Here is a 13,654-nt window from a genome sequence, read left to right on the forward strand (position 1 = left end):
ACGGGTAGGACCCTCCAGGCGACTTCCCCTCACCGTGCTCTCTCCTAAGGCTGGTCAGTTCCGGACTTTAATGCTGGTGCATCGCGCAAGCGAACTGTTTTCTAGACTGCGTCCCAGACTTCAAGGCACTGCCTCAGTCCGACAAATGCACGGGCGAGCGCGAGCCTGTCTCGGACATTAATGGCAAGGAACACGTGCGCCTCCTCTTGTAATCTTTCGCCGACTCTCCGTTCGACCAACTGGGATCTTGGACTGTGGCGCATGTTGATTTCCATCTCGAAGCGCCCCAGTTTTCCGTGAGGCGTTGAGTCGCATGCAGCATTCAGCCTGCCTGATGAACAATGCTCAGGAAGGACATTGCAACGGGTCAACGCTCGATGGAAATGTGGGTCGAGCGAGGGCGGAAATCCACAGCCATTCCGATAAATCCCAGAACAAGACCGAACACGGAACTTCGTCGGCCAAAGAAAGGCAACCGACTCGCCTCGTAACAGCATCGACGCCTCCGGCTACTGATCGCCGTCGCCTTTCGATTCGCGCGAACGCCTGGGGATGAAGAAGGAGGAAACGACCATGGCCAAGCCAACAAGCACGACCAAGTACTTCCCTCCCCAAGGGTCGATGAGACGTGTCAGCCAGTAGAAGAAATAAGGAAGCGGTGACTTCATCCCACCGCTATGCGTTGGCAAACCTTCTGGCATGCCCATCGCGATGGCGATCAGTGCGCAACCAGTGAAGAACAAGATTCCTTTCATCGCCGGAGCAATCTGGTACCGGAGCGCCAGTTGTCTTTCACGTCCTTCGCGTTGCTATAGGGATCGATGCTCGGATCGTACGGAAGCTGAAACGCGGGATCTCTGCCCGCCGATATACAGCGACACCCCGCAGGCGCATCGGCGGTGGAGCGTGCAGGAGGCAGAAAGTCCGTCGAACTCTTGATGTCATTGGGCCTGCAGACCGATCCGCTCGAGCAATCCCACTGGACACATGGCAAATCCAAGGGAGCCCCTGGGTATGCAGGGTTGGGGGTCTGGGTCATGTTTGCCCCAGCCTCATACGCAGCACTGCGTGGAAGATTGCTCTGCGGTGTCTTGATGGACCCGGGGCCATGCCGTTCCCACTGGCGTCGGTTGTAGGCGTTGCCTCCCGGCGTCGCCTGCCGCAGGTTCCTCAGGCCTTCCGGATCCGTGAAGCCCAGCGGATTCGCATCGACATAGCCGAACCGATTCCACCCACCATCCAGCCCGATCGGGTCCGGCTGGCTGTAGCGCCCCAACCTCGCGTCGTAGCTGCGAAAGTAGTTGTAGAACAGTCCCGACTCCTCGTCCGCGTACTGCCCCGGATACCGCAGGTTGAACTTCACTTCTGCGATGTTCGTGGTGCCTGGATTCGGTGTCACCTCCAGATTGGCGAACCGGTTCTTCGCCAGCGTCGGCTTGTCCTCTCCGAACGCGCTGTAGCCCCATTGCCAGACTGCCTGTCCGGTCGCATCGGTGAGCTTGCGCGGCGTGTTCAGGTGATCGCTGTGCACCGCATACGTGGTGCCATTGACCACGGCGACGATCGGCATCGGCCCATTGGCTGTCGGCAGGTAGATGTACTGCGCCTCGCCCGAACTGTTCGTGCCGCCGCTGCCCACCTCCGCAATCAGGCTACCCTGTTCGTCGTAGACATAGGCGTAGCCGAGTTGCTCGGCTTGTGTCGTGGTCGGGCTCCACAGCTTGGTGAAGAACGCCACGAGACTGTTCCAGAAGCCGGGGTCGTTCTCATCGCCCTGGCTGGGCGGATACAGCGGTTCGGTCTTGAACACGCGCTGGCCCAAGGCGTTGTGTGCGTAGCGCGTGGTCGGGCTGACATCGTTGGCGCCCGTGGTGGCCGTGGCCAGGCGGCCTTCCGCGTCGTAGCCATAGCTTCTGAGGCCATCGCTCGTCAGGTCGCCGTTGGCGTTGTAGCCATAGGCGACGCTGGTGCTGCTGGTGCCGTTGATGGTCTGGCTGAAGCCGGCGAGGCGGTTGCTGCCCGGCTCCAGGGTGTAGCCGCGGCTGGTGGTCTGGCCTGCCAGAACCCGGGTACTCGCCATCCGGTTGCCGTTGGCGTCATAACTGAAGCTGGCGCTGTCGCCAGGACCAGTGAAGCTGACGATGCGGCCCGTCGCGCTGTAACCGACTATCCAGGTGTTGTCGGCCACTGCAATGGTGCTGTGAGCCGGATCGCTGTCGGCAGGGCCCCACAGGTTCTGCGTAAGGCTGCCGATGCGCCCGGCCGCGTCGTAGGTGTAGCTGCTGAACTCGGTTTGGGTGAGACGCGTGGCGCTGTCGTAGCTGCGGTTGGCCGCGAGCTTCGGGCTGGTGCTGGTGAAGGCCCAGTTCCAACCCGTGGGCTGGCCCAGGGCATTCCAGGTGACGGCGTCGATCAGCGGGGCACCGTTCCAGCCGAGTTGCACGAGGCGGCCGGTCGTGTCGTAGAAGTGGCTGAGCACGCCACCGCCCGGATACGTGACGCTGGCGAGTTGGCCGGTGGCGGTGTTGTAGGTATAGGCAACTTGCTGAACGCTGCCCGTAGTTGTGCCTGTCGCCAGGGTTTGCTTCTTGAGAGTGACGCGCCCGTGGATGTCTCGCGTGTACTCCGTGATGCCGGAGCGGTCGATGATCTCGCTGAGGTAGCCCTTGCTGTTGGTGCTCAGGTCGTTGCGCAAGGTCGTGGTCTTGCCGTCGGCGAAGACGAGGCTGGTCGGACGTCCCAGCGCATCGCGGGTGATGCTCGTGGCCTGGCCGAGCGCATCGATGATCTGGCTGGGCAGGCCGAGGGCGTCGTACTGGCTGCTGCGAGGGCCACTGTCAGCGCTGGCTTCTGCGGTGGCGTTGCCCAGGGCGTCTCGGCTGTAGCTGGTGGCGATGGCGTTGAAGTCGCTGGCCTGGGTGATGGCATCGAGCGCGTTGTAGCCGAGGCCGGCACTGGCGTTGGCCGCGTCAGTGATGGTCTTGACGCGGGCCAGCGCGTCGAGGCTCCAGCTCATGGTCTGGTTCAGCCCATTGGTCTGGGCGATGCGATCACCACTCGCGTCGTAGCTGAAGCTCTCGTTCTGATTGGTCCCTTGCGTCTGGGTGGCGACGCGGTTGAGCTTGTTGATCGTGCGCGCAGTCGTCCACGCGATCGAGCCGGAACTGTTGAGTGTCTGCTCCGTCAGGCGGTTGCCGGCCGCATCGAGGGTGTAGGTGCCGCTCTCGCCACGGTTGTTGCTCCAGCCGGTCAGGCGTTGCGCAGCGTCATAGGTGTAGCTGGTGACCAGCCCGGTCGGCAGCGAGGTGGTCGCAATCGTGCCGGTGGGGTGATAGGTCAGGGTCGTGGTCTGCCCAGGTCCCGTGCCCACGGTGCGCGTGAGCAGCCGGTCGTACGCATCCCACGTGAAAGTGGTGACCAGGCCGTTCGGGTCCGTCTGACTCGTGAGGCGATTGGCCGTGTCGTAGGTGTAGGCGGTGATGTGGCCCAGCGCGTTGGTCGCGCTCTGCACATTCCCGCGGGTGTCGTACGCGTAGGTGGTGACAGCACCATTGGCTTCGGTGTGCGTATGGACCAGGCCTTCGGTCGTGTAGGTCCGCTGGCTCGTGCGAGCGGTGCCTGATGTGCCGCCGGTGTCAGTGATCGTCTCGGCGAGCAGCTTGCCGCTCGTGTCGTAGGTGTACGCCGCCTCCTGGCCGGTCCGCGCGATGAGCGTGGGCACCGGTAGCGTGGTGTCCCAGGTCGTGGCAATGGCTCTTTGCTCGGGTGCGCCGAGCGCTTCCGTGCGCGAAGCCTCCAGGCCTCGGGTGTTGTAGGTGAAGCTGGTGACGCTGCCGGTCGCGTTGGTCTGGCTCGACAGGAGACCTCGGGCGTCATAGGTGAACGACGAGTTGCTGGCCGGGCAGCCCGGTGCCGGCTCGCCCTGGATCTGGGAGATGCGCTTGACGCCATTGACGACGACGTAGTGATAGGTCGTGGCCCGGCCCACCGGATCGGTCACGGTCGTCGTGCCGTTGGCGTTGTAGGCCACTTGCGTGAGCCCGGCATTGCCTGCGTGCGTGGTGCTCGTTGCGCGACCCAGCGAGTCGTAGGCGTAGGTGGCGAAGCGCACACCCAGTTCATCGGTCACGCCCGTGAGAAAACGTGGGTTCGCGGCGTTCTCGTAGTGGTACGTGCGGCTCGTCACGTTGGAGCCGGCGGTCTTGGTGACAGAGGTGAGCCGGTTGGTGGTGTCGTAGTTGTAGGCGACGCTGAAGTTGGGCGTGGTCAGCGTACGCGGCTGGAAGTGGGCGTCTTCCGTGTAGCCGATGCTGTTGCCGAATCCGTCCGTCACGGTCACGGCGCCGTTGGTGCCGTAGGACAGGCTGTGATACCAGCCATCGGGATGGGTCTGCTTCGTCAGGCGGCCGGTGGTGTTGAACTCGTACCGGGTGTTGTCTACGTCGACATAAAGCCAGCCCGTGCTCGTTTGTGTGAGCGTGCCGAGCTCGTCCGCATCGGGCGTGATGGTCGAGCCGCTGCGTGCGAACGGCGATTCCCGTCCGTTCGCATGGAGCAGCACCGCCTCGGTCGCACTGATCCTCAGGCGCATGGCGTACGAGTAGCGCCAGTAGCCGTCGGCGCTGTTGAAGATGCGTGCGAACCGCAGAGGATAGTGCGCGGACGCGCTACGGAAGTCTTCTTCCTCCTGCACCTTGTTGCCCATCGCGAAGTTGATGGGGTTGCCGGTGCACGACTGCGGTCCGTTGCGCTCGGTGCCGTCGCCCTTGTTCTTGCGCGGAATGACGTCGGAGGTGTCGTAGTAGACCGTCATGTAGTCCGACGCGCTGCATCCGCCGACGCTGCCGGAGACTGCCAGGTAGTTCGGGCCGGAACGCAGCGTGACGGGCACGCCGCGTCCTTCCAGGAACGACACGACGGCGGTGAAGGACCCGGAGTAGCTGAAGAACGGCGAGCCGTTGAGCGTGGCGGTCACGGTGCCGGTGTCACCGGTGGTGGCATCGCCGCCGCCGGTCCCAAACACCGTGATGTTGGGCGAGGTGACCTTGGCACCCTTGCTGGGCGATGTGAAGTTCAGTGAGCAGGCCGCCTGGGCCCATCCGGAAATGCCCAGCAGGGTGAGCACTGCAGCGCCTTGCAGGGCGAGTCGCTTGAGCTGGCGATGGTTGAAGCTGCCGTGCGCGGCAGTCGCGTCGAAATGCATGCGTGACCCTCGTTAATTCTTTTGAATTCGGATGCATTGCGCTGTGTGGCAATGATCGGAACGAGCGTAACGACATGTTCAATGAAGCAATCAAATGTCCATTTCTGGCTTCTGTGATTGCTCCTCGAAAGGATTACTTTGGCCTCCTTGAGATCTCATCGGAGGTATCGAGGTCGCACCTCACGGGACGGCAGGTATCGTTTCGCGGAACTCCCGCACAGACTTCACGTTGGCTCTGATGGGGGCGCGCACACTGCCTCTCGACAGCGGTTCGGCGCTGGTAGAGGCCGGGGAGAAAAAAGCCGCTCAGGGATCCGCCTCGATGCCGACCGCTGTCGCTCTTCATGCTTAGTCAGCTTGCAGGCATGTATTGCTTGAGCGACAGCGGCTCAAAAACTATGCACGCCGATGACCCCGAAGATCAGTCACGATCTTCGTAGTAGCGGCGGTGCTGCTCGCGCTCCCATTGCCGGCGGCGCCATTCACGACGCTCCGCGCGACGCTCTTCCCATCGCTCTGCACGACGTTCCTCCCAATGAGAGCGAGGTTCGTAGTAGACGGGTGCCGGAACGGAGTACACCGGCTGTGCAGGCTGATAGTAGGTCGGGGCTGGACGTGAATAAGCAGGCTCGGGCGCGTAGTAGACCGGTGCGGGCTCGCTCACGACCACGCCGGGTACGCTGACGCCAATGGACCAACTCGTGCCCGCATTGGCCGATGCGGCGATAAACAAGGTACCGGCGGCAACGAAACCCGCAGCAGCTAGCTTGAAAACGGTTCGCGAAAACGTCATTTCATCTCCTGGAGAGCGAGAAATCGCCCTGATGCGTATCCAACGCCCTGTCGTGCGACGCCGCGCACATCGCTACGGTGAAGAACGTTCCCAAATGTCACGTTGTAAGCCGGAGCTGGCGCGCCGAAGTGCAGCTTGCAAACCCGCAGCGATCATCCGTGACCTGCGACCTCAGCCAGTGGCAAACTCGCCTGCCGAGCTCTGCTTGCGATCACGACTCCCGGTTTATTCGCATTCAGTGGCAGTAAATCCGGGGCGATTCGCATCTATCAACGTCGCTTACACCCGTCTTGCCCGTCGCGCCGTACCAGACGAGGCCAACGTAGCCGAGGAGCACCAGACCACCTAACACATTTCGCACCAGATCCGCTCCTGGAGTGTGGCCGCCCAGGCCCGATTGAAGTGCTCAGCCGGCGCTGCGCGCTGCGGGCAGCACGACGGACACCACCGTGCCCTGGCCGGGCCGCGAGCGCAACCGAACCGTCGCGCCCTGCAGATCGGCCAGTCGCTGCACCGTGGCCAGCCCCAGACCCAGGCCGCGTCCGCGCGCGGCCGATTGTTCGGGGGCATCGATCCTGTAGAACGCCTCGAAGACCCGCGTCTGATGCTGCGGTGGAATGCCGACCCCGGTGTCGCAGACATCGATGCGAATGCCTTCCCGATGCCGCCGCGCGCCCACGAGTACGCCGCCGTGGTGCGTGTGGCGCAGCGAGTTGCTCACCAGGTTGTTGAGGATCCGCGCGAGCATCACGCCGTCGCAGCGCGCCCATGCGCCGGTGGGGCGCACCACCAGCCGCACTCCCTGCGCCTCGGCCACGGCGCGGAAGTGATGCCGGACCTCGTCTAGCAGCGGATCGAGCGCCAGATCGGCGCACCTGGGCGGTGTGCGGCCCGCCTCGATCTGCGTCAGGTCCAGCAGCCCGGTCAACAGCCGATCGAGAAAGTCGACGGACTGGCGGATCTGTTCGATGCGCCGGTGCAGCCGATCGGTGTCGAGATCGGCGCTCGACAGCGCGTTCGAGAACAGCATCAGGGCTTGCAGCGGCTGCCGCAGGTCGTGGATTGCGGCAGCGAAGAGGCAGACCTTCGCCCGGCCGGAGGTCTCGAGCAACTGGTTCTTTCGCAAGAGCTCGGCCATGGCCTGCTCGACAGGAGGCTGAAGCTGCGGTGGAGGAGCACGCACCGGGAGCGGGCCGCTGTCGAATGTGTTCCCCCGGCGGTGCAGCTGCGACGTCCCCTCAATCGGCACAGGCAGGGGAAAGCCGAAGAACCGAAGCATGTGCTGAAGCGAGTTCATACAGACATCTCCTAGAGCAGTCCCCTGCGGCGCGCCGCGATCAACGCGACGGTGGCGCAGCACACGAGGTTGATGGCCGAGATCGTGATGAACAGGCCGTCGCGCACGACCCAGGCGCCGTACATCACACCGGTGAGGTTCGCGAGCACCCAGGAGCTCCAGGTCACGAGCGAGATCGCACGCGCGCCGTCCGTGCAGTGCCAGACGGCGACGATCTGCGGCACGTAGGTAACGGCGCGCACGGAGTTGGTCGCCAGGTAGAGCCAGCTCACGATCGACATCAACGTGGCCGAAGACTGCAGATCACCGGCGGGGCTCATGTGATCGACTCCCCGATGTGGATGGTGCCGTTCACGCCGTAGGTCGATAGCCGGTTGCCGCATCCTGCCATCCAGAGGATCAGCGAGGCCAGCGCAACCACTGCGATCGCCAGCAGCCAGCGGCCGACCCTCGACAGGGTGTCGTCGGTGGGCCCGGATTGTGGGGTCATGCGTTCGCGCTCCTCTGGAATGTCATGTCTGTGCATGGCATCCAATGTAGAAATCGCGGCGCTGCTGCGGAATACCGTCTTCGGGCCAAGCCCTCGCGTGTTTGCGGGATGGGCCGCGGGGCACCCCGGCTCAGGCGGCAGAAGATGCGAGGGGAGCGCTCAGCACGACGCAGGTTCCATGCGCGTCCTGCCGCAGCTCGAGCGTGCCGCCGAGCCTCTCTGCGCGAGCGCGCATGTTGACGATGCCGCGCCCCTGGGCGCCGGGCGCCAGGCCGGCACCGAGGCCGTCGTCCTGGATCTCCAGCCGCAGCAGTCCGTTGGCCCGCTGCAGCCGAAGCTCCACCTGCCTCGCGCGCGCATGCTTCACGACGTTGGTCAGCGCTTCTTGCGCAATGCGCAGTATCTGCAGCGTCGTGTGGGGCGGCACGCCCGGGGCTTCGTCGGGCATGTCGATGGTCCAGGCGGCCCGCACGCCAGCTGCTTCGAGTTCGCCCTGCCAGCGGAACAGGAAGTCGCCCAGGGCGGTGCGCAGGTCGTGGTCTTCCGGCGCGAGCGCGTCCAGCGCGAGCCGCATGTCGGCGATGCAGGCGCGCAGCGACTCTTCGATCTGCAGGTGGCTCATGTCGCCGCGTTCCACCCGTGACAGCGAAGTGAAGAGCTTCGAGCCGAGGCCGTCGTGGATCTCTCGCATGATGAGCTGCCGCTCTTCGGCGGCGGCGTTCTGCCGCTCCAGCGCCGCCAGGCGGAGGTAATTGGCGGAGAGGCTGCGCTCCCGGTCGGCCACGCGCGACTCCAGCGATTCGTTGAGCTGCTCCAGTGAGGTGAGCGCCCTTGTGAAGCGCAGCGACAACAGCACGCCCATCGTCAACAGCATCAGGTTGGCGCCGTGGTGCAGCATGAACAGGCGGTGCCCCGCCCAACCCGGCAGCACGCGCTCCATGAGCCCCGCATCCCACGAAATCAGGTAGTCATGCACGCCTGCGAGCGTTGCCAGCGTGAGAACCGCCGGCATGACTGCCGAAGCCCATCTGCGCTCGCGCCACACGGCCCAGAACGAGACGGCGATGATTCCGATGCCGATGGGTATCAGCCCGCCGCTCCAGATGCGGTTGACGAGCGGTTCGCCCGCGGAGCCGGCGAGCAGCAGCCACACCGGGCCGATCAACCAGTACGCAGCCAGTGCGCGTTCGAGCCCGCGATGGCGCAGGCCGGCGAAGCGCATGGCGAAGAGCGCCATGACCACGACGAAGCCACCGGTGGCGGCCAGGTAGACGAGCCGCCAGAGCTGCCAGCGCTCCACCGGCACCACCTCGATCACAAAGGTCAGCGTGCGGATTCCCCAGAACACGGTTGCGAGCCCGAACAGCCCATAGAGCACCTCGCCCGGGCGTCGCCACCAGATGAACAGGACGAATGCAGAGACGATCAGGCAGGCCAGCACGGTGAGCTGCGGCGCGGTCCGCACCCAGAACTGGCGGCGGTCGTTCGCTTCGCTCAGCGTGACCACGGGGCCGATGTCCACGCGCGGAAAGCGCAGGCTGTGTTCCCCCAGTGCGGGAGCCGCACGTACCATCAATTCGTTGTCGCCATCGCGCAGCAGGTTGTCGGGCAAGGGCAGCAGGTGCGCGCGCTCCCACCGCACGCGCAGCTGGTCCGTCGACTCCGGCACGCTGGCCACCTGTTGGCCGTTGAGCCAGACCTGCCCGCCACCGTACAGGTAGGGCAGATAGACGGCCCAGGGCCTGGGCGATGCACTCTCGCGCTTGAAGTCGATGCGGAACCAGGTCGGGCCCTGAGGGGCTGCAGCACCGAGCTGCGGCGCGACGCTGGGCAGCGTCACGCTTTGCCATGGGGCATCGGGTGCGGGCGGCGTGAGTCCGGAGGCACCTAGGCGCAACGCGTGCTGCGGCGATGCGGATTCATTCGCCTGGTCGGCACTCCTTGCATCGGTGGCGCCGCCGATGATCAGCGCGACCAACAACAGACACCGAAATCCTGGCCATGTCACAGCAGCCCCATCTGATTGGCCTCGTAGACAGCCTCCCCGCGCGAGTGCACTGCCAGCTTGCGATAGATCTTCTTGACGTGCGCCACCACGGTGTGCGGCGAGATCTCCAGGAGCTGTCCGATCGCGTCGAAGCTCAGGCCCTTGGCCGTCAGGCGCAGCAACTCCGTTTCCCGTGGTGTCAGCACCGCATCGCGCGGGCTTTCGTCACGCGGTTGGGTCGTGGCCGTGCGCATCCGCGCCAGGATGCGACGCGCGATGCCGGGGCTGATGGGGGAGCCGCCCGCGTGCAGTTCATGGATGCTGGTGGCGATGCGGTCAGCGCCCGCATCCTTGAGCAGATAGCCCGTCGCTCCCGCTTCCAGTGCGGCAATCACATGCCGGTCGTCGCCGAACATGGTTACCACAAGCACGTCGCATGCCGAGTGGTGAAGGGCGACATAGCGAATCACCTCGGTGCCATCCATGTCGGGCAGACCGAGATCGAGCAACAGCACATCGGGTGGTTGTGCCCCCAGGAGCGCCATTGCCGCGGCGCCGGTCGAGACCGCCCCCGTGAGTGAAAGCTCCGGGTCGGCCAGCACGGCGTTGGAGAACCGGCGCATGAATTCCGGCTCGTCCTCGACTATCAGCACGCGGATTTTCATTCCCACTCCAGGGTATTCGGGCGCAGTGTACGACTCCATTCTTCGCCTGCGCATGCCGCCGGGCCATAGCGCCTATGCGGTATCGCCGCTCAGCGGAGTCCCGGTTATTTTCGGAAGAAGTCCCAAAGGAGCCGTATGTACCGAACTGAAGATGTCCTGACGCGTGCGCATTCAGCCTGTGGACAGGGCACGGTCTATTGGCTCGGTGAAGGAGGGCAGTCCGCAGATGCGGCGTCGCCGACGAGTGCGTTGCCGGTCGGCCAGTTGTGGCCGACGCTTCCTCTGGTGCAGCAGCACGCCCTGGAGCCATTGGCCCTGGCAGCAGGACTCGACGTGCACGATCCGGCGCTGGTGGTGCCCGCCTGCGACTGCTCGGGCTTCGTGTGCTGGGCGCTCGGCTTCGGCAGAAAAAGCAATCCCGCGCCTTATACGGACGCTGCCGGCTGGATCTACACGGACAGCATCTGGGCCGATGCCATGGGCGCCGGCGTGCGTTTCGAACGCCGGGCCAGGGCCACGCCCGGGGCGCTGGTCGTCTACCCGAAGGCGGGAAGCGGCGAGAACTACGGCCACGTGGGGCTCGTGATGGAGGCCGATGCCGATGGACGCGCTCGCCTGGTGGCGCATTGCTCGGCAGTCAATTTCAAGGTGGCGCCGTTCGACGCCATCAAGATCACCTCGCCGGAACTCTTCGAGCAGCAACCGCGCAGCATCTATGCATGGTGTCGCACCGTGGCCTGACGTGCCGCATGCGTCGATCACGATCGATTGAACTTTCGATTGCACGCCGCACGGCCGATGCCGTCCGATGTATGGACCCTATCGGTGTGGTTGCCGAACATTGCCCGGCTTGCACTTACTTCTGAACCATGGGATCGGCCGTGGCTACAGAGCTGTTTCATATCAAGAGCGAATCACCCGTCGTGTCGGAGCTGATGTTCTGTTGGAACCGTTCACCGGACCGACGGTGGTTGTGACGCGCCATGCACCTCGTCGCGGTTCACTCGCGCAGCGCTACACCGATGACCGGGCCTCAGGTGCCTTCGTCAGCGAGCTTCCGGATGCTTTCTTTGATGTGCCCGCGCTTGATGAGAACTTGCGCACAGACATCGACAACCAAGCCAAGGCGAGAAAAAGGGAACTAGAGGAATCCCAAGTGAACGAACGCCAGCACCAAGGAGGCCCCAACGGCACTCCCGAGGCACGCCGACGTCACGATGTGCGCCCCGATCTCGATTCGCACAGTTTGTACCGCCGATCGCAGTCGCGGGACACGGCCAAGTGCGCGCTCGCATTGCCTCATGTTTTGGGCGAGGCTCGCGATGTCGTTCTCGACCAAGTCATTCGTGGTCGACCAGAGACGATTGGGCTTGCAGGCTTCCACAGTGAAGCATCCTTCAGCGTTCCCCAGATTCAGCTCTTCCCAAACTTTGTCTTGGCGGCGGCCGCGCAACTTGCCTTGGCATCACCCGACATACTGTCGCACTTCTCGGTAGCGACCTTGTAGTCGGCATCGCGCTTTGCCTGGCTGGCGTCGACCTTGGCCTCACCGATTCCCTTGCCCATCTTGGCGTTGGCCAGCGCCTTGGTCTTGAGAGCCTTGGCCTCCTGGACGCACACGTCCTTGGCATTGCCCGACTGGTCATCGCACTTTTCCTTGGCGACTGCATAGCCCGCCTCCGCCTTCGCAACCAGCACCTTGTTCCGGTCGCTGGACTTGGCGGTATGGCCGTACTTCAGTTCGGCGCGCGCAACTTTCTCCTTGGCCTTGGCTTCTTCGATGCAGATGTCCTTGGCGTTGTCAGCCAAGGGGACGCACGCCGCCTTGTCGGCCTTGACGTCCGCGCTGATGCGAGTCTTTCCGGCCTGATACTCGGCCTTGGTCATCGTCGCTGCCTGTGCCATTGGCAGTACCAGCATGACGACAACAAGAATCGAAGTCTTGATATTGAAAAGCGTGGTCATATGAACCTTTCTTTGCCCTCAAAATTAGAGGTCGCAATGCATTCACTGCGCGCTTGCTGAAGCGCCCGGCAAAGTGTGCAAGACCTTTTGCGCTCCATATTTGTAGACCGTCGAGTGCGTCTTGTCTGTGCGATACCGAACATGCGCGCCCGCTGCGACCTGGCCCTCCGCCTTGGTCAACGCGCGCTTCGGCATAGAACGCATGGCACGCCCCAGTCTTCGTCGGCGACGGCCTCGAGGCAATGCAGGGCAGTGAACGCGGGCGGGTGTTTGGACCAGACCCTGAACGGTGACGCATAGGCGCGGTATCGAACAGACTTTGACCGCGGCCACTGCTACTGTGGCGTCATGTCGATAGGCCCGCGCCATGTCACTTTCCTTGTTTGCTGCCGAAACGTTGGTCTTTGACTATCTGAACGGACGCGTCCTGCCAAGCACGCTGCACCGCGCGGTCGTGCTTGCAGTCGAGACAAGGCTGATGAACGGGTTGATGCCGGTACTGGACGCGACCCTATGCACCGAGATGGAAGACCATGCCACTGCACTGCCCCCCTGGTCTTCTGAATCCGTCCTGAGAGCCACACAGGAACGCCTGAGAATTCTCCGCTCGCTATCGGAGACATGAGGGCGGACCGCTTTCGCGGCAAGCCCGTAGTCTTCATGCAGCAGGCGAGGTACCGCGCAGCGCCGGATTCGTCGTCAACTGCAGGATGGCCTTGAGCGTCGCGCCGACGCGCGCCTCCCGTTGTGAGCGGGAACGACGATGCCGATTACCGGATGCCCTCACGCTCAGCCACCGAGCGGCCATCGCGTGTCCAGACCTGGAGCACGAAGTCGTCTTCCTCATGGAACGCCAGGCGTGCCAGGCCGAGCGAGGCCAGCGCGCCGTGTACTTCCTGCGTGGGAAGCCTGCGCTGTGCGAAATCGGGCCGCCAGTCGCAGGCCACGAGGGTGCCGTCGGCCTCCAGAGTGTCTTGGCAGCAGGCGGCCAGCAGGTGCATGTCGTTGCGGTCGAGGAAGTAGCCCACTTCGCTCAGCACGATGAGGTCGAAGCGGCCGGCTTCGCGGGGCCAGTCGGCGGGCAGCACATGGTGCGCGACATGCACGTTGGCGAGCCCGCCGGTGCTCTTGCGCGCAATGTCCACGGCATGCGCCGAGAAGTCACTTGCCAGCAGATGGTCGCAGCGTTGTGAAAGGGCGAGCGTGAGTTCGCCGATGCCGCAGCCGGGCTCGTAGCCGCTTCGGTAGCGCTCC

The 13,654-nt window shown here is 64.1% G+C and carries 11 protein-coding genes; 1 reads left to right on the forward strand and 10 read right to left on the reverse strand.

Going from position 1 to position 13,654, the window contains the following annotated elements:
- Positions 1-509: 509 nt before the first annotated feature.
- From ACZYSP_RS26325 to ACZYSP_RS26360, 8 genes are all read right to left on the reverse strand, one after another.
- Positions 510-755 (reverse strand): hypothetical protein, encoded by a 246-nt coding sequence (locus ACZYSP_RS26325; RefSeq protein WP_093078682.1) that lies wholly within the window; start codon positions 753-755, stop codon positions 510-512.
- Positions 752-5,203, reverse strand: a complete 4,452-nt coding sequence (locus tag ACZYSP_RS26330) for an RHS repeat-associated core domain-containing protein (RefSeq protein ID WP_489017459.1) — start codon at positions 5,201-5,203, stop codon at positions 752-754. Before ACZYSP_RS26330 ends, ACZYSP_RS26325 begins: the two co-directional genes overlap by 4 nt.
- A 421-nt stretch (positions 5,204-5,624) precedes the next feature.
- Positions 5,625-5,996, reverse strand: coding sequence for a hypothetical protein (locus ACZYSP_RS26335; protein WP_093172780.1), 372 nt, complete (start codon positions 5,994-5,996; stop codon positions 5,625-5,627).
- 406 nt (positions 5,997-6,402) lie between these two features.
- Positions 6,403-7,293 carry a sensor histidine kinase gene (locus ACZYSP_RS26340; protein WP_489017462.1) on the reverse strand — a complete coding sequence of 297 codons (891 nt, stop codon included), beginning with the start codon at positions 7,291-7,293 and terminating at the stop codon, positions 6,403-6,405.
- Positions 7,294-7,304: 11 nt separating this feature from the next.
- Positions 7,305-7,613: a hypothetical protein gene (locus ACZYSP_RS26345; RefSeq protein WP_307616318.1), complete on the reverse strand. Its 309-nt coding sequence runs from the start codon at positions 7,611-7,613 to the stop codon at positions 7,305-7,307.
- Positions 7,610-7,783, reverse strand: coding sequence for a hypothetical protein (locus ACZYSP_RS26350; protein WP_307616317.1), 174 nt, complete (start codon positions 7,781-7,783; stop codon positions 7,610-7,612). The genes ACZYSP_RS26345 and ACZYSP_RS26350 overlap by 4 nt, the downstream gene beginning before the upstream one ends.
- Positions 7,784-7,913: 130 nt before the next feature.
- A complete protein-coding gene (locus ACZYSP_RS26355; RefSeq protein WP_489017465.1) occupies positions 7,914-9,764 on the reverse strand; it encodes a sensor histidine kinase in 1,851 nt (616 codons plus the stop codon).
- 23 nt (positions 9,765-9,787) lie between these two features.
- On the reverse strand, positions 9,788-10,435 hold the full coding sequence (locus ACZYSP_RS26360; protein ID WP_483155927.1) for a response regulator: 648 nt from the start codon (positions 10,433-10,435) through the stop codon (positions 9,788-9,790).
- Positions 10,436-10,570: 135 nt separating this feature from the next.
- Between ACZYSP_RS26360 and ACZYSP_RS26365 the strand changes: the two genes are divergently transcribed.
- A complete protein-coding gene (locus tag ACZYSP_RS26365; RefSeq protein ID WP_489017467.1) occupies positions 10,571-11,176 on the forward strand; it encodes a CHAP domain-containing protein in 606 nt (201 codons plus the stop codon).
- Positions 11,177-11,848: 672 nt separating this feature from the next.
- On the opposite strand, the gene ACZYSP_RS26370 is transcribed toward ACZYSP_RS26365, so the two are convergent.
- Entirely contained in the window at positions 11,849-12,400 is a 552-nt protein-coding gene (locus ACZYSP_RS26370; RefSeq protein WP_489017469.1) for a hypothetical protein, read from the reverse strand.
- A 770-nt stretch (positions 12,401-13,170) separates the two neighbouring features.
- On the reverse strand, positions 13,171-13,654 hold a 484-nt coding region (locus ACZYSP_RS26375; protein ID WP_489017471.1), incomplete at its 5' end, for a class I SAM-dependent methyltransferase.

The organism is Variovorax sp. F042, assembly GCF_057814215.1.

Bases quoted from the DNA above. Each gene is read 5' to 3' on its own strand.
- ACZYSP_RS26325 (WP_093078682.1), bottom strand. From the start codon at position 755: ATGAAAGGAATCTTGTTCTTCACTGGTTGCGCACTGATCGCCATCGCG.
- ACZYSP_RS26330 (WP_489017459.1), bottom strand. From the start codon at position 5,203: ATGCATTTCGACGCGACTGCCGCGCACGGCAGCTTCAACCATCGCCAG.
- ACZYSP_RS26335 (WP_093172780.1), bottom strand. From the start codon at position 5,996: ATGACGTTTTCGCGAACCGTTTTCAAGCTAGCTGCTGCGGGTTTCGTT.
- ACZYSP_RS26340 (WP_489017462.1), bottom strand. From the start codon at position 7,293: ATGAACTCGCTTCAGCACATGCTTCGGTTCTTCGGCTTTCCCCTGCCT.
- ACZYSP_RS26345 (WP_307616318.1), bottom strand. From the start codon at position 7,613: ATGAGCCCCGCCGGTGATCTGCAGTCTTCGGCCACGTTGATGTCGATC.
- ACZYSP_RS26350 (WP_307616317.1), bottom strand. From the start codon at position 7,783: ATGACCCCACAATCCGGGCCCACCGACGACACCCTGTCGAGGGTCGGC.
- ACZYSP_RS26360 (WP_483155927.1), bottom strand. From the start codon at position 10,435: ATGAAAATCCGCGTGCTGATAGTCGAGGACGAGCCGGAATTCATGCGC.
- ACZYSP_RS26365 (WP_489017467.1), top strand. From the start codon at position 10,571: ATGTACCGAACTGAAGATGTCCTGACGCGTGCGCATTCAGCCTGTGGA.
- ACZYSP_RS26370 (WP_489017469.1), bottom strand. From the start codon at position 12,400: ATGACCACGCTTTTCAATATCAAGACTTCGATTCTTGTTGTCGTCATG.